Annotated in this window: 13 protein-coding genes and 2 pseudogenes; 2 read left to right on the top strand and 13 right to left on the bottom strand. The window is 39.6% G+C overall.

The genetic code is table 11. The features are described from left to right. Nucleotides 1-13: 13 nt before the first annotated feature. Nucleotides 14-754, bottom strand: a complete 741-nt coding sequence (locus FJR77_RS04430; RefSeq protein WP_140833339.1) for a TrmH family RNA methyltransferase — start codon at nucleotides 752-754, stop codon at nucleotides 14-16. Nucleotides 755-787: 33 nt separating this feature from the next. On the opposite strand from FJR77_RS04430, the gene FJR77_RS04435 reads away from it, so the two are divergent. Together FJR77_RS04435 and yidC are read left to right on the top strand one after the other, a co-directional pair. Next, nucleotides 788-1066, top strand: a complete 279-nt coding sequence (locus FJR77_RS04435) for an acylphosphatase (protein ID WP_001174616.1) — start codon at nucleotides 788-790, stop codon at nucleotides 1064-1066. A gap of 77 nt (nucleotides 1067-1143) precedes the next feature. Then, nucleotides 1144-2070 carry a membrane protein insertase YidC gene (gene yidC, locus FJR77_RS04440; RefSeq protein ID WP_140833337.1) on the top strand — a complete coding sequence of 309 codons (927 nt, stop codon included), beginning with the start codon at nucleotides 1144-1146 and terminating at the stop codon, nucleotides 2068-2070. 2 nt (nucleotides 2071-2072) lie between these two features. On the opposite strand, the pseudogene FJR77_RS04445 reads toward yidC, so the two are convergent. The 12 genes and pseudogenes from FJR77_RS04445 to rsmA all read right to left on the bottom strand — a co-directional run bounded on the left by FJR77_RS04445 (nucleotide 2073) and on the right by rsmA (nucleotide 20772). Then, nucleotides 2073-3306: pseudogene (locus tag FJR77_RS04445) on the bottom strand (transposase). 202 nt (nucleotides 3307-3508) lie between these two features. Next, complete coding sequence (locus FJR77_RS04450; RefSeq protein WP_140833335.1) at nucleotides 3509-10240, bottom strand: leucine-rich repeat protein; 6732 nt, start codon at nucleotides 10238-10240, stop codon at nucleotides 3509-3511. 589 nt (nucleotides 10241-10829) lie between these two features. Continuing rightward, nucleotides 10830-12287 (bottom strand): annotated as a pseudogene (locus FJR77_RS04455) (IS1182 family transposase). An 81-nt stretch (nucleotides 12288-12368) separates the two neighbouring features. After that, nucleotides 12369-13163 carry a pyruvate formate-lyase-activating protein gene (gene pflA, locus FJR77_RS04460; protein WP_033683045.1) on the bottom strand — a complete coding sequence of 265 codons (795 nt, stop codon included), beginning with the start codon at nucleotides 13161-13163 and terminating at the stop codon, nucleotides 12369-12371. Nucleotides 13164-13288: 125 nt separating this feature from the next. Then, complete coding sequence (locus tag FJR77_RS04465) at nucleotides 13289-14539, bottom strand: diaminopimelate decarboxylase (protein ID WP_140833333.1); 1251 nt, start codon at nucleotides 14537-14539, stop codon at nucleotides 13289-13291. A gap of 66 nt (nucleotides 14540-14605) precedes the next feature. Further along, nucleotides 14606-15433 carry a pur operon repressor gene (gene purR, locus FJR77_RS04470; protein WP_140833331.1) on the bottom strand — a complete coding sequence of 276 codons (828 nt, stop codon included), beginning with the start codon at nucleotides 15431-15433 and terminating at the stop codon, nucleotides 14606-14608. Between the two features lie 105 nt (nucleotides 15434-15538). Beyond that, entirely contained in the window at nucleotides 15539-16480 is a 942-nt protein-coding gene (locus FJR77_RS04475; protein WP_061759342.1) for a 3'-5' exoribonuclease YhaM family protein, read from the bottom strand. Beyond that, complete coding sequence (gene rmuC / locus FJR77_RS04480; RefSeq protein WP_181146596.1) at nucleotides 16470-17726, bottom strand: DNA recombination protein RmuC; 1257 nt, start codon at nucleotides 17724-17726, stop codon at nucleotides 16470-16472. Before rmuC ends, FJR77_RS04475 begins: the two co-directional genes overlap by 11 nt. 1 nt (nucleotide 17727) lies before the next feature. Then, entirely contained in the window at nucleotides 17728-18390 is a 663-nt protein-coding gene (locus FJR77_RS04485; RefSeq protein WP_140833327.1) for a thiamine diphosphokinase, read from the bottom strand. Then, nucleotides 18353-19009 (bottom strand): ribulose-phosphate 3-epimerase, encoded by a 657-nt coding sequence (rpe, locus tag FJR77_RS04490; RefSeq protein ID WP_140833325.1) that lies wholly within the window; start codon nucleotides 19007-19009, stop codon nucleotides 18353-18355. The genes FJR77_RS04485 and rpe overlap by 38 nt, the downstream gene beginning before the upstream one ends. A gap of 10 nt (nucleotides 19010-19019) precedes the next feature. Then, nucleotides 19020-19898 carry a ribosome small subunit-dependent GTPase A gene (rsgA, locus tag FJR77_RS04495; RefSeq protein WP_140833456.1) on the bottom strand — a complete coding sequence of 293 codons (879 nt, stop codon included), beginning with the start codon at nucleotides 19896-19898 and terminating at the stop codon, nucleotides 19020-19022. 1 nt (nucleotide 19899) lies between these two features. Further along, nucleotides 19900-20772, bottom strand: coding sequence for a 16S rRNA (adenine(1518)-N(6)/adenine(1519)-N(6))-dimethyltransferase RsmA (gene rsmA, locus FJR77_RS04500; RefSeq protein ID WP_138707080.1), 873 nt, complete (start codon nucleotides 20770-20772; stop codon nucleotides 19900-19902). Between the last annotated feature and the right edge of the window lie 42 nt (nucleotides 20773-20814).

Consider the following 20814-nt stretch of genomic DNA (forward strand, 5'->3'; position numbering starts at 1 on the left):
AAGAAAGTTAAAATTAGCTTAAATGGAAAATCAAAATACCAGCTGCAACGGCAACATTCAAACTCTCCGCCTGCCCCTTCATACTAATGTGGACCAACTGGTCTGCACTTTCAGCCATGAGGGGACTAATTCCTTGACCCTCATTCCCCATGACTAGTACAAAATTGTCTATAGGAGGCAGTTCTCTATAATCAACAGAGCCTTTAGATAGAGTTGTTGCTAGCACAGGGATAACTGCCTTCTTAGCTTCCTCGAGAAGCGCTTGACTAGACATTCGGTAAATAGGCAGATGGAAATGACTGCCTTGCATGGAACGTAAGGTCTTGAGACTGTAGATATCTGCCGATTTATCTGAGACAATCACTCCAGTAAAACCTGCTGCATCCGCAGTCCGAATAATCGTTCCCACATTACCAGGATCTTGCACATCTTCCAAAAATAAGAACTTGCCCTGACTAAAGTCAGCTTGTCCTACTTCTTCTTTTTGAACCACGGCAACAATTCCCTGTGGAGTCTGAGAATCCGCCAAATCTAGCAAAATATCCTCTGACACCCAGACAGTTTGCGGAAAAGCAGCTAACTGATCTCGGTAATTTTCTAGGGCAAAGATCTTCTCAATCGTCACTCCAGCTTGAACAGCTTCTTCAAACAAGTGCCAGCCTTCAATCAAATAAGCAGACTTGCGGTATTTTTTTTGGTGTAATTTCTTGGCATTTTTTACCACAGAATTGGCTTTTGAGGTTATAATAGTCATAGAAATATTATAACACAATCAAAGGGGTTTGGTATGCAAAAGGTTAGAATGATTGCCCAAGGTAGAGTGCAGGGAGTTGGATTTCGTTGGGGTGTTTACAGCCTGGCACTTGAAATTGGTGGTATCACAGGTCGGGTATGGAATAACGACGATGGTACAGTCGAAATCTTAGCCCAAGCAGACTCATCTGCTACCATGGCAAAATTTATTCAAGAAATCCGCAAAGGACCCACACCTTTTTCAAAAGTCAGCTACTTAGATGTCAAACTGAGCAACTTTCCTCCCTACCCTGACTTTAAAATCGCAAATTAGGTCTCTAGAACTATTGTATATTTTGTAAAAAAACAGTAGAATAGAAAGGTATAATTTTTAAAGAAGGAATAAAAACAGTGAAATCTATTAAACGTTTTGCACTCTCAGCTATGGGAGTGGCTATGTTGCTCGTCTTGACAGGTTGCGTTCAGATTGATAAAGCAACAGGTAAGCCAATTGGTCCCGTTTGGGATTTCTTGGGTGCTCCGATGGGAGAAGCTATTAAGTACTTCGCTACTGATAAAGGTCTAGGTTTTGGTATCGCTATCATTATCGTGACCATTATCGTACGCTTGATTATCTTGCCACTTGGTATCTACCAATCATGGAAGGCAACGCTTCACTCTGAAAAGATGAATGCCCTCAAGCACGTCCTTGAGCCACATCAAACGCGTCTCAAAGAAGCAACGACTCAAGAAGAAAAACTCGAAGCCCAACAAGCCCTCTTTGCTGCTCAAAAAGAGCACGGCATCAGCATGTTTGGTGGTGTAGGATGTTTCCCTATCCTCATTCAAATGCCATTCTTCTCAGCTATCTACTTTGCTGCCCAACATACTGAAGGTGTTGCTCAAGCAAGCTACCTAGGTATTCCTTTAGGTTCACCTAGTTTAATTTTAGTTGCCTGTGCTGGTGTTCTTTACTATCTTCAATCGCTTCTTTCACTTCACGGAGTAGAAGATGAAATGCAGAGAGAACAAATCAAGAAAATGATTTACATGAGCCCACTCATGATCGTCGTCTTCTCCCTCTTCTCACCAGCTAGTGTCACACTTTACTGGGTTGTCGGTGGTTTCATGATGATTCTCCAACAGTTTATCGTCAACTATATCGTTCGTCCAAAACTTCGCAAAAAAGTCCGTGAAGAACTAGCCAAGAACCCACCAAAAGCACGTACTTTCTCTACACCAAGTGGACGAAAAGACGTTACCCCTGAACAACCAACTGCTATCACAAGCAAGAAAAAACCCAAAAATCGCAACGCTGGAAAACAACGTTCGAGATAAAGCTACGTAGATTGGCTCTTTGTCAACTGTAGTGGGTTGAAGAAAAGCTGAGATCTAGAAAGGACAAATTTCGTCCTTTCTTTTTTGATATTCAGAGTAATAAAAATCCGTTTTTTGAAGTTTTCAAAGTTTCGAAATCCAAATGCATTTCGCTTAATAAGTTTGATTAGATTATTGGTGGCTTCCAATTTAGCATTGGAATAGGGTAACTGAAGGGCATTGATGATTTTCTCTTTGTCCTTTAGAAAGGTTTTAAAGATAGTCTGAAAAAGAGGATGAACCTGCTTTAGATTGTCCTCAATGAGTCCGAAAAATTTGTCAGGCTTTTTATTCTGAAAGTGAAACATCAAGAGTTGATAGAGATTATAGTGGTATTTCAAGTCTTCTGAATAGCTCAAAAGTTTATCTAGAATCTCTTTATTGGTCAAGTGTATGCGAAAAGTAGGGCGATAAAAACGTTTATCGCTGAGCTTCCGACTATCTTGTTGAATGAGTTTCCAGTAGCGCTTGATAGCCTTGTATTCATGGGATTTTCGTTCAAACTGATTCATGATTTGGACACGAACACGACTCATAGCACGACTCAAGTGTTGGACAATATGGAAACGATCAAGAACGATTTTAGCACACGGAAAAAGCTATTTAGCTAAGTCAAAGTGATTTCGAATGATAGCTTGTGTTCTGCCCTCAAGAACAGTGATGATATTGAGCTTGTCAAAATCTTGTGCAATGAAGCTCATCTTTCCCTCGGTGAAGGCGTACTCATCCCAAGACATAATCTCAGGAAGGCGAGAAAAATCATGCTCAAAGTGAAAATCATTGAGCTTGCGAATAACAGTTGAAGTTGATATGACCAGCTGATGAGGCAATATCGGTCATAGAAGTCTTTTCAATCAACTTTTGAGCAATCTTTTGGTTGATGATACGAGGGATTTGGTGATTCTTCTTGACGATAGAAGTTTCAGCGACCATCATTTTAGAGCATTGATAGCACTTAAAACGGCGTTTTTTCAGAAGGATTCTGGTAGACATACCAGTCGTTTCGAGGTAAGGAATCTTAGATAGTTTTTGAAAATCATATTTCTTCATTTGGCTTCCGCAATCAGGACAAGTTGGAGCCTCATAATCCAGTTTAGCGATGATTTCTTTGTGGGTATCTCTATTAACGATATCTATAATTTGGATATTAGGGTCTTTGATATCGAGAAGTTTTGTGATAAAATGTAATTGTTCCATATAAATCTTTATAATGAGTTATTTTGTCGCTTTTCATTATAGATCTTATGGGACTTTTTTTCTACAACAAAATAGGCTCTATAATATTCATAGGGGATTTACCCACTACAAATATTATAGAGCCGAATATCACTTCTGAGAACTTTCTCATTAGTCTTAATGTGGAATAATTCTTGAAGTTGAGTTAATCCATCACTAATAACTAGTTTTTTATATTTTTCTTTCTCTTATTTGAGATTATTCCAAAATGAGCCGTTGCTAAAGCAATAATACCTGCCAACTCAAAACCATAACTATATTCACTACTTGTATTTGGTAAATAACCCTTAGTTCTTATGGTTGTTTCTTTTGACGAAAGAGGTTCAGAAGACGATTGATTCATCACTACTGGCTCTAACTTAGTATTTATCGCAATAGAAACCCCTGGATGCTCTTTCGTAATATTATTACGTTCGATTCTATTAACCTCAATTGGTGCAACATCTGGGACGTGAGATACCTGTTTTGTTCCTCGATAAACCTTCTTAGCTTGCGGTTCAATACGTGATAATTCTCTTTCTGTACTTAATTGCAACTCACTATTTACATAAATGTCTGTGATTTCTACTAAAACTTTTCCGTTTATTGCTGCAACTTCTCTAACTTTGCCTACATCTAGACTTGAATCATCAACGTATTCAACCTTATCAGTCTTAAGAGCTCGACTTTCTTGACGAACCTTGGTTTCAATAATAGCCTCTGGTTTATTTTGCTCTATTAGTGCAACATCTGGAACGTGAGATACCTGTTTTGTTCCTCGATAAACCTTCTTAGCTTGCGGTTCAATACGTGATAATTCTTTTTCTGTACTTGATTGCAACTCACCATTTACATATACGTCTGTGATTTCTACTAAAACTTTTCCGTTTATTGCTGCAACTTCTCGAACTTTGCCTGCATCGAGACTTGAATCATCAACATATTCAATCTTATCTGTCTTAAGAACTCGACTTTCTTGACGAACCTTAGTTTCAATAATAGCCTCTGGTTTATTATTCTCCATTGGTGCAACATCTGGGACGTGAGATACCTGTTTTGTTCCTCGATAAACCTTCTTAGCTTGCGGTTCAATACGTGATAATTCTTTTTCTGTACTTGATTGCAACTCACCATTTACATATACGTCTGTGATTTCTACTAAAACTTTTCCGTTTATTGCTGCAACTTCTCGAACTTTGCCTGCATCGAGACTTGAATCATCAACATATTCAATCTTATCTGTCTTAAGAACTCGACTTTCTTGACGAACCTTAGAAGTCATTTGTTTTTCTGTCAATTTATTTTGAATCAAATAAACCCCTAAAGTTGACGTGGTTAAGGAAATGTTTTTGTCCTTTTCATTCCAATTAAATGGTACCTCCTCAAAAGTCGACTTATCTTTTACATAATGTAACACCTTATAAGGTTTTTGACCTGAAATCACTGCTAGTTCAATTTTAGCGTCTTCAGATAAGGATACTATATTACCATCATCATCTAAAGCTTGAATTTCCATAAGAAGGTTATTATGTTCCCCAACCTTTTCCAAGATATCAGCATTAGTAACTTCCTTTCTAACAACCTTGCCAATCACATTTACATCATTTCCAGAAACTGTCACCGTAACAACGTTATCATCATCACTTAGAATTTTTGTGTCCTTTTCCCACTTAGCATAAAGCACCTTGTCACCTGCTTTATCGAACAATGTATTAAAGAAAGGTTCACCTGAGAAATTATCATCTAAATACCATCCTTTAAAAACGTATCCTTTACGAACAGGATAAGGCAACTCCGTATCTACATCAGTTTGGTAGCTCCTTGGAACATCTTCCTTTAATATGCCATCTCCAACTTTATAAGTTATCTTATAAGACAATGGTTTTAAGTTGAAATGTACTTCTGTCTGAGGTGGTGGTACTGGAAGCCAGTCAGACTCAGCAGACTCATATCCCTCTTTACTTACCTTGACTTTCCAGAATCCCTCTGGCACATCCCAAGCATACTCGCCATTAACTGTCGTAAACAAAGGATTAAACTGTGAATACTCACCTGCATCCCATAGCACTTCTTCACCATTTTCACCTCGATAATAAATTGTGGTTATTGCACCAGTAATAGGATTCTTAGAAACATCATTGATTACAATACCGGATGGGTCTATCACAAATTTAAAATCTGAGAGTGCACTACTGCTAATTCTTTCATTGACTTCGTTTGACTTTAAATCACCAATTCCCCTAAACTGATTTTTCGAGTTTCTAACTCCTTGTGATAAATAATATAAAAAATTATGAATATCATGCTCACTTAATTCTCCATTCTCTGGATTAATAAGCTGCTTTTTTTCATATCTTGGCAAAACTATATTAGGATGTACACCAATTCCAATTCCATTACGGAATGGATCGCTAACCTTATCTCCTATTATACTATAAGCCCTTGTTAAACCTGAGGATTGTAATAACTCAATTAGTTCCTTTTCTGACTGAAAATCCGTGCCTGATAGCTCGTCTTTTATTTTTTGCAACGTTAATACTAAATTACCTCCTGCTGCATTTTGTATCAGTTTTTCAATCAGTCCCTTCACCAATGCAAGCATTTGTTCTTTCTCTGCAGCAAGTCCGACACCATTAAAAGTAACAACATTTTTTAGATTTCCTCTAATTAATTTTTTAGTATCAATAACACTATCAATTTTTTCATAATCTTGAGCTATTAATCTATTTGTTAACATTTTTGCTGCTAAAATATATGCAAGATAGGAGCCTCTAGAATGCCCAACAATTGATACATCATAATCACTACCGCTAGGCAACAACAAATTAAGAGAGGTCTTTATTACGTCTTTATCTAAAGATACGCCAGCCCATATTTTAAGATAATTATCTATCCATTCTGGGCTTAAAAAAGGCTTTTCTATTCCTCTATCGCCACCTTCTCTTACCTCCTCATCTGTACCACGTATAGCTAAAACAATTTCTTTTGTCTTATCATTTACAAATCTATAAACATTAATGTATGCAACTCCTGGTAAAAAGACAGGTGAACCCAATAATCGCCAATTTTCAAATAAAGACTGGTCTAATCCTCCTATGTTTAAGCCCTTGTCATTAAAACTCTTATCAAGGAAGATTTTTTTAATTTCTTTTTCTGATTTATAACTTAATAATGAGAAAATTGCCAAATCCCGGTCTCCTACGTCCCAGGCGTTTCTGTGTTTATCTACTATATCAGGATATCCATCCCCATCACTATCTAATACTAAACTTTTGCCAGCAGTACGTAGTGATAAATTATCCTGAACTTCACTATTATATATAGTTTCTGATGGTGCAACACCTTTTTCAAGATAAAGAGTCATTTTACCAGGAACATAATTAGTATTTTCTTGGTCAAAGTAGCCAGTATAAACGTATTTTTCTTTTTTAACATCCCATTTTAGCTCAATAACTTTATTAATACCTTCGCGACTACTGACAAGATAGAGACTATCGTTGCCACTGGTATTCGTATATTCAACCTCAAAATCAAATTGTCCACCAGGTCTAAAACTGATGACTGGAACTTTGTCTTGGTTCTCTTTCAAATTATAAGTATAGCCATTATGACGCATGATAAAGTTCACTAACTCAGGATAATTTTTCTCATAGCGAACTGTTGTTGTCTCACTGATTTCTCGACCATCTGATGATAAAGCCTTCACTTTGATTGTATATTCTTTGTTGTCTACAGGAGTTACCAGAGGTATATCAAAGGTATAACTTCCATCTTTTTTGGTCTTGACTTGACCAACAACCATATCATCAAGATAAGCAATTACCTTGTCATTAGGGTCAGCTACTCCACTAATACGAGAGTAACTCCTTGATGTTACCTGATTAGCTGTTAGTGTTAAGACAGGTATATTAACATTGATAGCTCCAATATTTTCGGATACTTTTTTTCTATCTTTTTGATAGGAAAGCTGTGCAAATAAACGAACATTAGTGAGTTCTCTATTTTCTGTCATCAGCATTAACTTAATCTTACCTATCTCTTCTGAAACAGGAATATCAAGATAACCATTAGAAACTGTTGCCGTTACATCTTGGCCATTTACTCGTATTTTACTTTCAAAAACTTTCGTTGTAGATGGTATATTGAGGTGAAGGACATACTTACCATCATCACTTGATTTATCTTTTTTTATAGCGTACTTTAAGTCTAGACCTAAATATCCTTGTCGACGAGTACCTGTTGTAGTTGTCAGATAGTAGGAATTGCTACTGTCTAATACTTTACTGTCATCATTTGCTACATTTTCATCACGAAGTTTAAAGTTAAGTTGTTTTTCAATCATATATTCTAAAGCAAAAGAATCCAGATAAACATGGTATTCTACGCTTTCAGAAGGTGTATTCCAAGACTGAACGAAAGCTGTCAAACTTTTTGGAAGATACACAGACTTCAGTGTTGGAATATTGGCTAAAGTGTAATCATCAAGATAAGTCACACCTTCTGGGATCTCAATTGTTTCAAGCTTGGTGTTTCGAAAAGCTCCACTACCGATTACTTGCAAACCATAAGGTAAATTAATTACCTCAAGTGGCGTACTATTAAAGGCATAAGAGCCAATTTCCCTAACACTAGAAGGAACCGACATATTTGTCAACTGTGTCCCACTAAAAGCAGAATTTCCTATCTTCCTTAACGTACTTGGTAATACTACTTCCTTCAAACTAGAGCCTGAAAAAGCACCTTCACCTATCTCAGTAACTCCCTCTGGAATCACTAACTTTTCAATTCCTGTTCCAGAAAACAATCCTCCTGGAATGGTCTTCCAATTTCCACGAAGCTCTACTTCCTTGAGATTATTCTGTCCATAGAATGGTGAACTAGTTGATTGCAACTCTGATGGCAAGCTAACTTTAGTAAGAGGAGGTAAATCATTAGAATAGTTATCAGAAAAACTAAAGGAATTAGAACCTAACTTAGTAACACTGTCTGGAATATAAAGTTCTGTAATTCTTGTATTATGGAAAGCTTCGTATCCTATTTCAGTGACTGTCTTAGGAATTGTGATACTCGAAATTCCTGAACCTTTAAAAAGACCGCTAGCTATCTTAGTTATGCCTTCTTCAAAATGAATGGTCTTGAGATGTTGTGAACCCTCAAAAGCTCTGTAAGCATCACTCAAATTCTTTGGAATAACAACGCTGCTTAAACTATCAATAGATCCAAAGGCTCCACTTCCTATAGCTGTGACACTTGTTGGAAGAGTGATGTTTTTCAACTGTGTCCTACTAAAAGCATAATCGCCTATCTGTGTTAGCGTACTTGGTAATACTACTTCCTTCAAACTAGAACCTGAAAAAGCTGAAGAACCTATTTCGGTGATGCCCTCTGGCAAGGTAAGTCTCGTCAATTGTGTCCCACTAAAAGCAGAGTCGCCTATCTTCGTTAACGTTTTTGGTAATACTACTTCCTTCAAACTAGAACCTGAAAAGGCACCTGCCCCTATTTCAGTAACACCCTCTGGAATCACTAGTTTTTCAATTCCTGTTCCAGAAAACAATCCACTTGGAATTGTCTTCCAATTTCCACGAAGCACTACTTCCTTGAGATTCTTCTGTCCATAGAATGGTGAACTAGTTGATTGCAACTCTGATGGCAAGCTAACTTTAGTAAGAGAAGGTAAATCATTAGAATAGTTATCAGAAAAACTAAAGGAATTATCACCTAACTTAGTAACACTGTCTGGAATATAAAGTTCTGTAATTCTTGTATTACGGAAAGCTTCGTATCCTATTTCAGTGACTGTCTTAGGAATTGTTATGCTCGAAATCCCTGAACCTTTAAAAAGACCGTCAGCTATCTTAGTTAGGCCTTCTTCAAAATGAATTGTCTTGAGATGTTGTGAACCCTCAAAAGCTCCATAAGCATTACTCAAATTCTTTGGAATAACAACGCTGCTTAAACTATCAATAGATCCAAAGGCTCTACTTCCTATAGTTGTGACACTGGTTGGAAGAGTGATGTCTCTCAACTGTGTCCCACTAAAAGCAGAATCGCCTATCTTCGTTAGCGTACTTGGTAATACTACCTCTTTCAAACTAGAACCTGAAAAAGCTGAAGAACCTATTTCGGTGATGCCTTCTGGAAGGGTAAGTTTTGTCAACTGGGTACCTCTAAAGGCAGAATCGCCTATCTTCGTTAACGTTTTTGGTAATACTACTTCCTTCAAACTAGAACCTGAAAAAGCTGAAGAACCTATTTCGGTGACTCTATAATTAGAAATTCTTTGAGGAATAATCAGTTTTTTAATTGTTTCTTTTCGCTTGATATCAGTAATTGTCACTTCTTGATTGTGTATATCGTAAATTAAATTATCACCACTTTCCTCTTCATTATTACTATTAGTAGAATGTTCTACTAGTGTTTCAGAGTGGCTTTTAACTTCAGCTACTGCCCCCTCTGAAGTTGATGAATGCTTTGGATCTTCCGATAAAGTTGAGGGCACTAGCGTTTCAGAGCTGTCGGTTGACTTAGTTGGTGCGACTTCAGAAAGACTAGCCAATACTGAGGTTGAGGTCTCTGTAGTCGCCACATCACTTGTGACTAAAGAAACAGTTGACGATTCACTCATCAAATATTCTGGTGTGGTTTTGGCACTTGAATCAACGTGTCCTGTAGATGGTAAAGTAGCTACCTCATGCCCTCGATTATTTGTTCCTAAATTTTCACTACTTAAAGGAGAGGGGGAGTCCGTTAAATTAAATTTATTACTATTTGATGCCTCAATCGGGTATGTTTGAGTATCATCTGCAAAAACCACTGTATTCCCGATTGTCATACATGCACCAATTAATACCATACCAGCAACAGTTACCCATTGGCCTGTTCTGCGTTTTCTTAGTTTTAAAACTTCCTTCATTTAAATATCTCCTATTGCAATAATATCTTTCAAGTTACTCTTTGACTGTCTTTTTGATTATCAAATTATTTATTCTTCGTAAAATCTGTCTTAATACTCCTTTCCAGAAAAGTCTGTGCTATACAAAGTAAAGGTTAAACCATTTCTCAAAAAACTCTATTCAAATATGGTAGGACAATTAATTTTTGTCGTCACCTAAACTAATACTTATACGTTGAAGTAGAACGTGACTAAATTGTTCTCAAACTTTTCATTACTTACAAATAAAATCAATCCTATTTTTGAAAGGCCGTAAAATTATGAAATATCTACAAATTACACTGTACGGCTGAAATAATCTGATAATTTACACCTCTTTAGTATTTTAACATAATTCTATTTTTTAAAAAGAAGATTTTTATGAAAATCCGTTTTTAGCAAGCATTTACATTTTTTAGATACGCCTTTTAATGTTTTATTATTAAACAATTTGAAGATTAGATATATAAAAGACAAACATTAAAAACTTAGCCCACTGAAAAAATAAGCCTCTTACTTTTAATAAACTGAAAACCGAGGAATCTCTCATCAATTTGAGCGAATTCCTCGGTTATTTTGTATTTATTAAGGTCATAATTCGTTTCATATTGACCACGAATATGCTTGTTGCTGCCTGTAATTCCATGTTGAAAAGACCTGATGCCCTTGCGACATCAAAGCCATGTCTATGTTTTAGTTCGGCATTCTTCGCTTCGATTTTATAGCGATGTCTGGTAATTTCTTTAAAATAAGATGTTTCCTGAAATTTCTTCTGGAAAAGATGGTCGTTCCTCTTAATAGCTAATGAATAAGTTTTAGACTTTGTCCCCTCCTTATAACAACCTTCCTTGGAAAGGCAACTCTTGCACTTCTCAATGTCAAAGTAATGAGTGACAACTTGATTCTTATTTTGATATTTTTTCCCTGTCCTTGTTTTGCGAATAGCCATGTGTCCTTCAGGACAGACAAATAGCCCTGCGTCTTTATTAAATTCAAACCCATCCTCTTCTTTACGGTAACCTTTTGAAACAGAAGGGTTCAGTTTTGACACCAAATGAATCTTTTCTTTGCGAGCTAGTTGAATATTGTCCTTTACTGAATAAGCCGCATCACTAATAATAGTCTCGATGTCCAGACTATTTTCCTTTGTTTTAGCATATAACTCAGGTAAATATTTCCTATCACTTTGTTCGCCAGAAGTGACCACACAAGCAGTAATAATCCGTTCATCCGTCATAGCGATATGACTTTTATATCCATAGAAAGAGCTGTCGGCTGTCTTATGTCCGAGCCTAGTCTCCTCCTTAACAGAAGCTTCCAAGTATTCTAAGTCGTCCTCAACAGCCTCTTTTAGGTAATTGAACTTTTGAGAGACAGCCGGTAGGGCTAAGAGTTCCTCGTGTTTTTTAACCATAGCCATTGACTCCTCTGTATATGTCAATTCTGCTTCGAGTTTATCTTCTTGGGGTTTCTTTGGAAATTCTATTTTGATATCTTCTGAATGTTGATAAATCGTTTTACGTAAAGCTTTTTAACGCTTCCTAAGAATTTCTTGGAGTTTCTTATGATTATAATGAGATTTGGTGTGAGTGGCATCCACAATGAGGATTTTACTCTTAATCAAGTTGTGTTCGAGTGCAATTTGAACAGACTTCTGAATCAATACACCAAGCAGTTTGTCATCTTTAATTCTTAGCTTTCTAAATTTTGTCAGAGAGGATGACTCGATAACAGAATCCTCAGGAGCTAGACCAAGAAAAAATTTAAAGGCCATATCTGACAAGGAACGTCCCACCACATCGATATCTGATAACTTATAAATATCTTTTAACAAGAGATATTTGAACATCATAATCGGTGAATAAGCTTTACACCCAAAATCGGGACGATAATTCTTTTCTAGTTCATCATGAATAAAGCTAAAATCACAGAGTTCAGTTAGCTGACGAAAAAAGTGGGTTTTAGGAACCACGATATTATACAAACTAGAATAAGGACTGACATCCATAGTTAACTGATTATCAAGCATCATTTCACCTCATCTCTAGTATAACAAAAAAGCCATCAATTGATGACTTTTTCAGTGGGCTCTTTTCCATCCAGCTTCTTTTTATCCATGTACACGTTTCATATAGTCTTGATAACTTTCGGTATCCATGAGTTTTTTAGCGTTCTTGACGCGATCTGCTGTTGGTGGTTTAACCCCTTCGAGAGAATAAGGAATTCCCAATTCACGCCATTTGAACTCACCCATGGTGTGATAAGGTAGAATTTCAAACTTATCAACATTTTTGAGGGTCTTGACGAACTTACCAAGTTCAATCAAGTCATCATCTCTATCTGTCAATCCTGGAACTAGCACGTGGCGAATCCAGACAGGTTTTCCAATATCTGATAGATACTGGGCACAAGCCAAGATATTTTTATTGGTTTGGCTAGTAACAATCTTGTGCTGTTCTTCGTTGATTTCCTTGATATCCAAGAGAACCAAGTCAGTAACAGCCATTAATTTGTCAAACTTTTCAAGGTAACGTGGTTTATTACGGAAAGGAAGTGCACAGGTATCCAAGGTACAGTGGATTCCTTGTTCCTTAGCCTTGGTAAAGAGGGCAATCAAGAAATCAATCTGCAAGAGTGCTTCTCCCCCACTGACTGTAATACCACCCTTATTTCCCCAGAAACCGCGATAGCGCAAAGCCTCTGCCAAGACATCATCTACTGTCCGTTCACGTGATTTATTGGATTCCATAGCCCAAGTGTCCGGGTTGTGGCAATACTGGCAACGCATGTGACAGCCCTGCAAAAAGACAATAAAGCGAATACCAGGCCCATCTACTGACCCAAAGCTTTCTGTCGAATGCACCATTCCTGTCACTTGTCCATAATCAATTGTTTCTTCAGACATATCGTTACCTTCCTTGAAAACGTTTTATAGTTTTATTATATCACGACTCGAAGGAAAAACAAGATTTTTGCCTATTTTTTAGAAAGCAATCTGTTTTTCAATTTCATTTTCAATTAATTATCATTCTATTCTTCAAAATCAAAGCCATACAAGGTTGCAAAGTAGTCCTCAGGGCGCTCTGCACGGCGGATTTGACGGACTTTACCTTCTTCAGTATAAAGGATTTCCGCAGAACGAAGTTTGGCGTTGTACTGGTAGCCCATTGAAAAACCGTGGGCACCTGTATCATGAATTACCAGCAAATCACCGATTTCTGTATGAGGCAGTTCCCGATTCACTGCAAATTTATCATTGTTTTCACAGAGTGAACCGACCACATCTACCAATTCAGATGGTCCATCTGGGTGAGTCAGATTGGTGATATGGTGGTAGGCTCCGTACATGGCTGGACGCATGAGATTGACTGCTGATGCATCCACACCTAGATAGGTACGGTAAGTTTTCTTCTTATGAGTGACTCTTGTGACCAAAGCACCGTGAGGGGCTAGCATAAAACGACCCAATTCGGTGTAAATCTTAACCTGACCAAGACCTGCTGGCGTAAGTACCTCTTCATATACCTTACGAACCCCCTCACCAATCAAGGCGATATCGTTCGGCTCCTGGTCTGGACGATAGTTGACACCAATACCGCCAGAAAGATTGATAAAATCTAGCGAAATGTCCAACTTTTCCTTGATTTCAACAGCCAATTCAAAAAGCTGACGGGCCAACTCTGGATAATAGAGATGGGTCACGGTATTGGACGCTAGGAAGGAGTGAATCCCAAAAGTCTTAGCTCCTTTTTCCTTCAAGATGGCAAAGGCTTCAAAGAGCTGGTCCTTGGTCATGCCAAACTTGGCTTCTCCAGGATTATCCATTATGTTTGTCCCCAGCTCAAAAACACCTCCAGGATTGTAACGACATGAGATGATTTCTGGAATTCCTGCTGCTCGCTCCAGATGTTCAATATCTTCAAAGGCATCCAAGTTAATGGTCGCACCCAATTCACGCGCATAGGCGTATTCCTTGTCTGGCGTGTTGTTTGAAGAGAACATAATCTCAGAACCAGGGAAATCCAGTTTATGACTCATCAAAAGCTCCACATAACTAGAGCAATCCACACCACAGCCTTCCTCTTGGAGAATTTTCAAAATAGCTGGTGTTGGAGTAGCCTTAACTGCAAAATATTCCTTAAAGCCCTTGTTCCACGAAAAGGCTTGGTTGACGGCTCTTGCCTTCTCACGAATCCCCTTCTCATCATACAAGTGAAAGGGTGTCGGGAACTCGGCAACAATCTCTTCTAAGTCTTCTTTATTGATAAATGGTGTTTTCATAAGCTTCCTTCTATTCTATTTGCAAAGAAAGGCTGGGACAATCGTTCCAACCTTTAGTTCTATCTCTTATTTATCTTCGTCAAAGATATTGCCAACCTCAACATCTATGGCTTGGTTCTTGACATCAATATTGGTTACCTTCAAGAGTGACTTGTAGTCAAACTGCTTTTCACGTTCTTCTTGGGCATTGTCCGCAAAGACCGCTACACCTGCTAGTTCTGAGTCGAACTCGCGCAAGAGGCTGATCATCCCGTTGACAGTTCCGCCACCTTTCAAGAAGTCATCCACAATCAAGACACGGCTTCCTGCCTTGAGACTACGTTTTGAAAGGAACATTTTCTCGATACGGTCACCACTTGAACCGGATACATAGTTGACGCTGACAGTTGAACCTTCGGTAATTTTCAGGTCACGGCGCACAATAACAAAGGGAACATTGAGGACATTGGCAACTGCATTTGCAAGTGGAACACCCTTAGTCGCTACGGTCATAACCGCATCAATTTTTTGGTCCATAAAGCTCTTGGCAATAATGCGACCAATATTTTTCAAGATAGATGGTGTACTAAGCAAATCAGACAGATAGATATAACCACCTGGCAAGATACGATCGCTTTCTGACAACTTGGCACGCAAGTCCTCCACCATTTCCTTGGCATCCTGGCTCGAAATAGAAGGTGTAAAGATGACACCACCTCCGGCTCCAGTTACTGTCTGGATATGACCGATTTCGATTTCCTCAAAAGCTCGTTTGATAATCACGATATCTTCTGAGATGGATGATTTAGCAGATTCATACTTTTCAGCAAAAGTATTGAGACTAGTTAGTTTATAAGGATTATTAATCAAATAGTTGGAAATGACAACCATCCGATCACTTCTTCTTAATTTCATTTCTATTTCCCATTTCATTTAATTTTGATATTTTGTCTATTATACCATATTCACATAAAAAAACGAACATTCTTATCCTAAAAAATGCTCATTTTTCTTAAATTATTAATCTAGATCTGGTTTATAGAAGGAACGATTGTCCATAGCGAAGATTTTATTGGTCATCTCTCCCTTATCCACCAAAGCCAGAGCTGTTGACATCATCATCATGCTTGCATCCAGATTATCAATCATATGGATAATCTCTGCTTCCATAATGCGTGGACGGACTGGACTCCCATACTCAAGCAAGCCATGGTGACTAAGGATAACATGGCGGAGCAGAACGACTTCTTCCTTGGTATCATCAATGCCAAGTTCCATAACTGTCTTGGTAATTTCGCTATCAATTAGAGCAATATGCCCAAGAAGATTGCCTCTAACTGTGTACTCGGTCTGATCTGGTCCCGTCAACTCGATGACCTTAGCCAAGTCATGCAGCATAATCCCCGCATAAAGCAGACTCTTATTAAGCTGAGGATAGACCTCGCTAACGACATCTGCCAAACGCACCATGGTCGCCGTATGATAGGCCAATCCCGTTTCAAAGGCATGGTGATTGGTCTTGGCTGCTGGATAAGAGTAAAATTCCTTGTCGTACTTGGTGTAGAGATTTCGGACAATCCGTTGCCAAACAGGATTGTCGATTTTGAAAATCATTTGCGACATATAGTCACGGATTTCCTTGACATCAACTGGCGACTTGACCTTGAAATCAGCTGGGTCATTGGGCTCGCCAGGTTGAGGCAGGCGGAGAGTAATTTGATTGACTTGAGGGGTGTTGTTATAAACTTCTCGGCGCCCTTTCATGTGGACAACCTTACCTGCGGTAAAGGCCTCAATGTTATGAGGTTGGGCATCCCAGAGCTTCCCATCAATCTCGCCACTATCATCTTGGAAGGTAAAGGCTAGGTAGTTTTTCCCAGCTCGAGTTTGCCTCAGGTCAGCTGATTTGATTAGGTAAAATCCTTCAAACAGCTCATCTTTTTTCATGTGACTAATCTTCATATTCTTCCTCATTTTCTTGGAAATGGAGTAGATCAAGCGCAGGCTCACCTTCTGATAACTCAATGTGACGGAGCGTCCGCTCGATAGCTGTGGTGCGACGGTTTAATAGTTCATCAATATTGCCAGAGGCATGTTGGAGATGTTTTTGTGCCTTGACCAGAATGCCACCAAACTTGCTAAACTCAGTCTTGACGCTAGCAAGAGTCTTGCTGATATGGTCGGCACTTTTTTGGATATTAAGGGTTTTGAAGCCAACTGATAGGGAGTTAAGAAGAGCTGATAGGGTACTTGGACCTGCGACAATAATCTGCTCCTCCCTTCTCAAATCATCAAAGAAGACAGGATTGCGGACGATTTCTGAGTAGAGACCTTCTGTCGGAACAAACAAAACTCCAAAATTGGTCGTCCGAGGTGGTGCTATGTACTTGTTCCTAATATCCTTAGCAAAACGCTTGACACTTGCTAGGAGCGACTTACGACAGCGTTCGATTTCATCCTTGTCACCTACTTCATAGGCTTCTTCTAGGCGGTAATAATCTGCCAGTGGAAACTTAGAGTCAATTGGCAGATAGACGTATTCCTGGTCGCCTTGCCCAGGCAGCTTGATGGCATACTCCACTCGCTCGCTAGAGTTTTCAACTGTTGCGAATTCTCGTTCATACTGGGCAGGGGTCATGATATCCTCGATGATTTGCCCCAGTTGCAATTCTCCCAGAATCCCTCGCGTTTTAGTTCCAGAGAGAACCTTGTTGAGGGCGCCAACATCACGGGCAACTGTCTGCATTTCTCCAAGGCCACGATTGACAGACTCCAGTTGTTTGGAAACTGTCTCAAAGGAAGCCTGCAATCGTGTCTGCAAGGTCTTTTCTAACTTTTCCTCGACTGTCTGGCGCATTTGTTCCAGACGTTGCTCATTTGATTCCTGCAAGGATTGGAGACGTTGGTCGGTCTTATCTCTGGTTTGGAGGAGATTCTCAGTCATTTCTTGACGAACTTGAGTTAAGCCTTGGTGCAATTCGATTCGCACTTCTTGCAAACGGTCGCTGACAGCCACTTCCAAATCTTTTTGGTCCAACTGGCTGGCTTGTCTGGCTTGTTCAAAACGGTAATCCAACTGGTCTGACAAGTGATCTGCCTGTTCCTCCAAGCTCTTGGTCAGATGTTTTTCCTGCTTATCCTGCCTCTGCCAAATCAGAAAGAGTCCAGCTAGGTTGGCAATCAATAATAGAACAAGTAAACTTTCCATCCTACCTCCTGTCCTTACTATGTAGCACGACCACATAGCCATCTGGGCAAGTCACCGAAACTTCCCTATCTATATATTCGTTAGAAGCGTACACTTTTTTAAAGAAAAAATTGTCCTCTGTCAACTCATACTTGGCACCGAGAATAGTCAGCTGGCTATCCCGAACCGGCATAAAGGCTAGATAATCGTAGTCTGAACGGGGATGTAGCTGACTGGTCCCTTCTGGACAATAGGCAATCAAATTTTGCCCATCCTCAATTTCTATCTGGCGCATATAAGGCGCCAACTTGGGATTGCTAGGAAGAAAAACATTGGCCAGCATGTGATCAATACGGCCACCCAAAGCACCGAAAATAGTAACCTCAGCCTGAGGATTTTGCTCAAAAATGGTTAAGAGAGCCAATTCCAAATCGGTATCATCCTTTTCTGGCTGGGCTTGAACAAAGCGCAGGGCACGTTTTTGAATCACCTGTCGCTCTTCTTCGGTCACAGAATCAAAATCTCCAACCGCTAGAGCAAGAGGTAGGTTTTCCTCCAAGACCCAGAGCGAACCCCGATCCACACCAACAAAAGCATCAAAATCTGTCCGATAATGACCGCGGTCTCCGCCAGCAAAAACGGCAACCCTAGTCCAATTGTTTTCTGAGAGTTTGTACTCGCTCATTGACTTCTCCCTTAAAGACATAGGAACCTGCTACAAAAACGGTCGCACCAGCTTCTTTAGCTTGAGCAATCGTTTTATCATCAATCCCACCATCCACTTCGATTTCAAAGTTCAAACCTTTTTCATAACGAAGGGCAACCAACTCACGAACCTTATCCATGGCTTCAGGTAGAAAAGCTTGCCCACCGAAGCCAGGATTCACCGTCATGACCAAAACTTGGTCAACTAGGTGAAGCACGTGCTTGATAGCCTCAACAGGCGTTCCAGGATTGATAACAACCGATGGTTTGACACCTAGAGAACGAATCTTTTGAAGGGCACCGTGGATATGAGGCGTTGCTTCCACATGGATACTGATGATGTCAGCTCCTGCACGCGCGAAATCCTCTAAATGATGTTCGGGATTTGATACCATCAAATGGCAGTCAAAGACCATCTTACTATGAGAACGAAGACTTTCGACCACACCTGCGCCAAAGCTGATTTGTGGCACAAAGTGACCATCCATGATATCGATATGGGCATATTCTGCCCCAGTTGCTTCTAGGCGTTTAATTTCACGTTCAAAGTTGGCATAATCTGCTGCCAGAATTGACGGAGCAATCTTGTATTGAGACATAGGTTTCTCCTTATTTTGGAATTTTTTTGCTGACTTTTTTATAAGTTTCTCTGCGATTTTCAATTTCACTGAGGAATTGCAGGTAGTTGTCAAAACGGAAGCTGGCAATAGTCCCTTCTTCCACTGCTGGCTTCACTGAACAGGACGGCTCATGGGTATGGGTACAAGTACGGAATTTGCAGTTTCGGCTGACACTAGCAATCTCTGGAAAGGCCTGATTAAGGTCTTCAGCCGTTGTCACTTCATAATCCAGCGATGAAAAGCCTGGTGTATCTGCGATTTTACCCCCATTGAGATTATAAAAACTAACAGCTCGAGTGGTATGGCGCCCGCGACCTAAACTATCAGAAATTTCTCCTGTTTCAAGATTGAGGTCTGGTGCGATTTTATTGAGAAGAGTTGACTTCCCAACACCTGTCTGCCCCATAAAGACTGTAACCTTGCCTGTTAACAAGAGCAGTAGTTCCTCTTTACTGGTCACAAAGTCATAGCCGATATCACCATAGGTCTGTTGGTAAAAATCCAGTTCCCCTCTATCTTCCAGTAGGTCCATTTTAGAAATATAAATGATAGGATGAATACCCTTGTGCTCTAAAAGAACCAAAAACCGATCCAACAAATTGCTGTTAAAATCAGGTTCCTTGACAGACATGATCACCACAGCTTGGTCAATATTGACAATAGGCGGACGGACCAGACTGTTTTTCCGTTCGTGAATCTTGAGAATATAGCCTTCTGAATTTTCTTCGGCAGAAAAGTCGACCCAGTCCCCAACGTAAGGGGTATGACCTTTTTTACGGAAATTTCCACGCGCTCGTGTTTGATAGACTTTGCCCTCACTCTCTACATAGTAGAACCCAGCCAAGGCTTTAATGATTTGTCCCTGCATCTTAGAGTCCTTGCCCTTTAAGTGCATCTGCTAGGCTGGCAAATTCTGCCAAGCTGAGAGCTTCCCCACGCACACTTGGTGACAAACCTGCTTGGTCCAAGGCCTTGGTCAGCTTGTCCTTGACTTCTTCGGTCTTACCAAAGTAACCTGTCAGGTTATTCCATAAGGTCTTGCGACGATGAGTGAAACTTGCCTTGGAAACCTTAAAGAATAAGTTCTCGTCTTCTACTGCTACGGCTGGTTCTGGACGGCGCACCATTTTCAAGATGGCTGAGTCCACATTTGGTGCTGGCACAAAGACCGTACGAGGCACGATAAAGGCAACCTTGGCAGTCATGTAATACTGCACCGCAATCGACAAGCTACCGTAAGCCTTGGTATTCGGCTGAGCTGAAATGCGGTCCGCCACTTCTTTTTGCATCATGACGACAAACTCACTAAAAGGAATGCCGCTCTCGATCAAGTGCATGAGAATAGGCGTCGTGATGTAATAAGGCAAATTAGCCACTACCTTGATGGGCAGGTCAGGATTTTTGAAATTCTGGATATGTTGCGCCAAATCAACCTTGAGAATATCTTCGTTAACTACGGTCACATTATCAAAATCACGCAAGGTATCTGCCAAAATTGGCACCAAACGGTGGTCGATCTCAAAAGCCATGACCTCTGCTGCACGCTCAGCCAGAAACTCCGTTAAGGCACCAATACCTGGCCCAATTTCAATAACATTGACCTGGTCATCAATCTCAGCCGTATCGACAATTTTTTGAAGGATATTAGTATCAGTCAGAAAATTTTGTCCGAAAGACTTTTTAAAGGTAAAACCGTGACGCTCCAGCACTGCCTTGGTCACGCTATAATCTGCAATTCTCATCTATTCTCTTTTCTATTATCTGTTACTACTATTGTAACACAT

Source organism: Streptococcus shenyangsis (assembly GCF_006385785.1).
Lineage (GTDB): Bacteria > Bacillota > Bacilli > Lactobacillales > Streptococcaceae > Streptococcus > Streptococcus shenyangsis.

What these genes read in the sequence shown, in the direction of transcription:
- FJR77_RS04450 (WP_140833335.1), bottom strand. Translation starts at nt 10,240, where the DNA reads ATGAAGGAAGTTTTAAAACTAAGAAAACGCAGAACAGGCCAATGGGTA.
- rsmA (WP_138707080.1), bottom strand. Translation starts at nt 20,772, where the DNA reads ATGAGAATTGCAGATTATAGCGTGACCAAGGCAGTGCTGGAGCGTCAC.
- FJR77_RS04465 (WP_140833333.1), bottom strand. Translation starts at nt 14,539, where the DNA reads ATGAAAACACCATTTATCAATAAAGAAGACTTAGAAGAGATTGTTGCC.
- pflA (WP_033683045.1), bottom strand. Translation starts at nt 13,163, where the DNA reads ATGTCTGAAGAAACAATTGATTATGGACAAGTGACAGGAATGGTGCAT.
- rpe (WP_140833325.1), bottom strand. Translation starts at nt 19,009, where the DNA reads ATGTCTCAATACAAGATTGCTCCGTCAATTCTGGCAGCAGATTATGCC.
- FJR77_RS04430 (WP_140833339.1), bottom strand. Translation starts at nt 754, where the DNA reads ATGACTATTATAACCTCAAAAGCCAATTCTGTGGTAAAAAATGCCAAG.
- purR (WP_140833331.1), bottom strand. Translation starts at nt 15,433, where the DNA reads ATGAAATTAAGAAGAAGTGATCGGATGGTTGTCATTTCCAACTATTTG.
- FJR77_RS04435 (WP_001174616.1), top strand. Translation starts at nt 788, where the DNA reads ATGCAAAAGGTTAGAATGATTGCCCAAGGTAGAGTGCAGGGAGTTGGA.
- FJR77_RS04475 (WP_061759342.1), bottom strand. Translation starts at nt 16,480, where the DNA reads ATGAAGATTAGTCACATGAAAAAAGATGAGCTGTTTGAAGGATTTTAC.
- rsgA (WP_140833456.1), bottom strand. Translation starts at nt 19,898, where the DNA reads ATGCAGGGACAAATCATTAAAGCCTTGGCTGGGTTCTACTATGTAGAG.
- rmuC (WP_181146596.1), bottom strand. Translation starts at nt 17,726, where the DNA reads ATGGAAAGTTTACTTGTTCTATTATTGATTGCCAACCTAGCTGGACTC.
- FJR77_RS04485 (WP_140833327.1), bottom strand. Translation starts at nt 18,390, where the DNA reads ATGAGCGAGTACAAACTCTCAGAAAACAATTGGACTAGGGTTGCCGTT.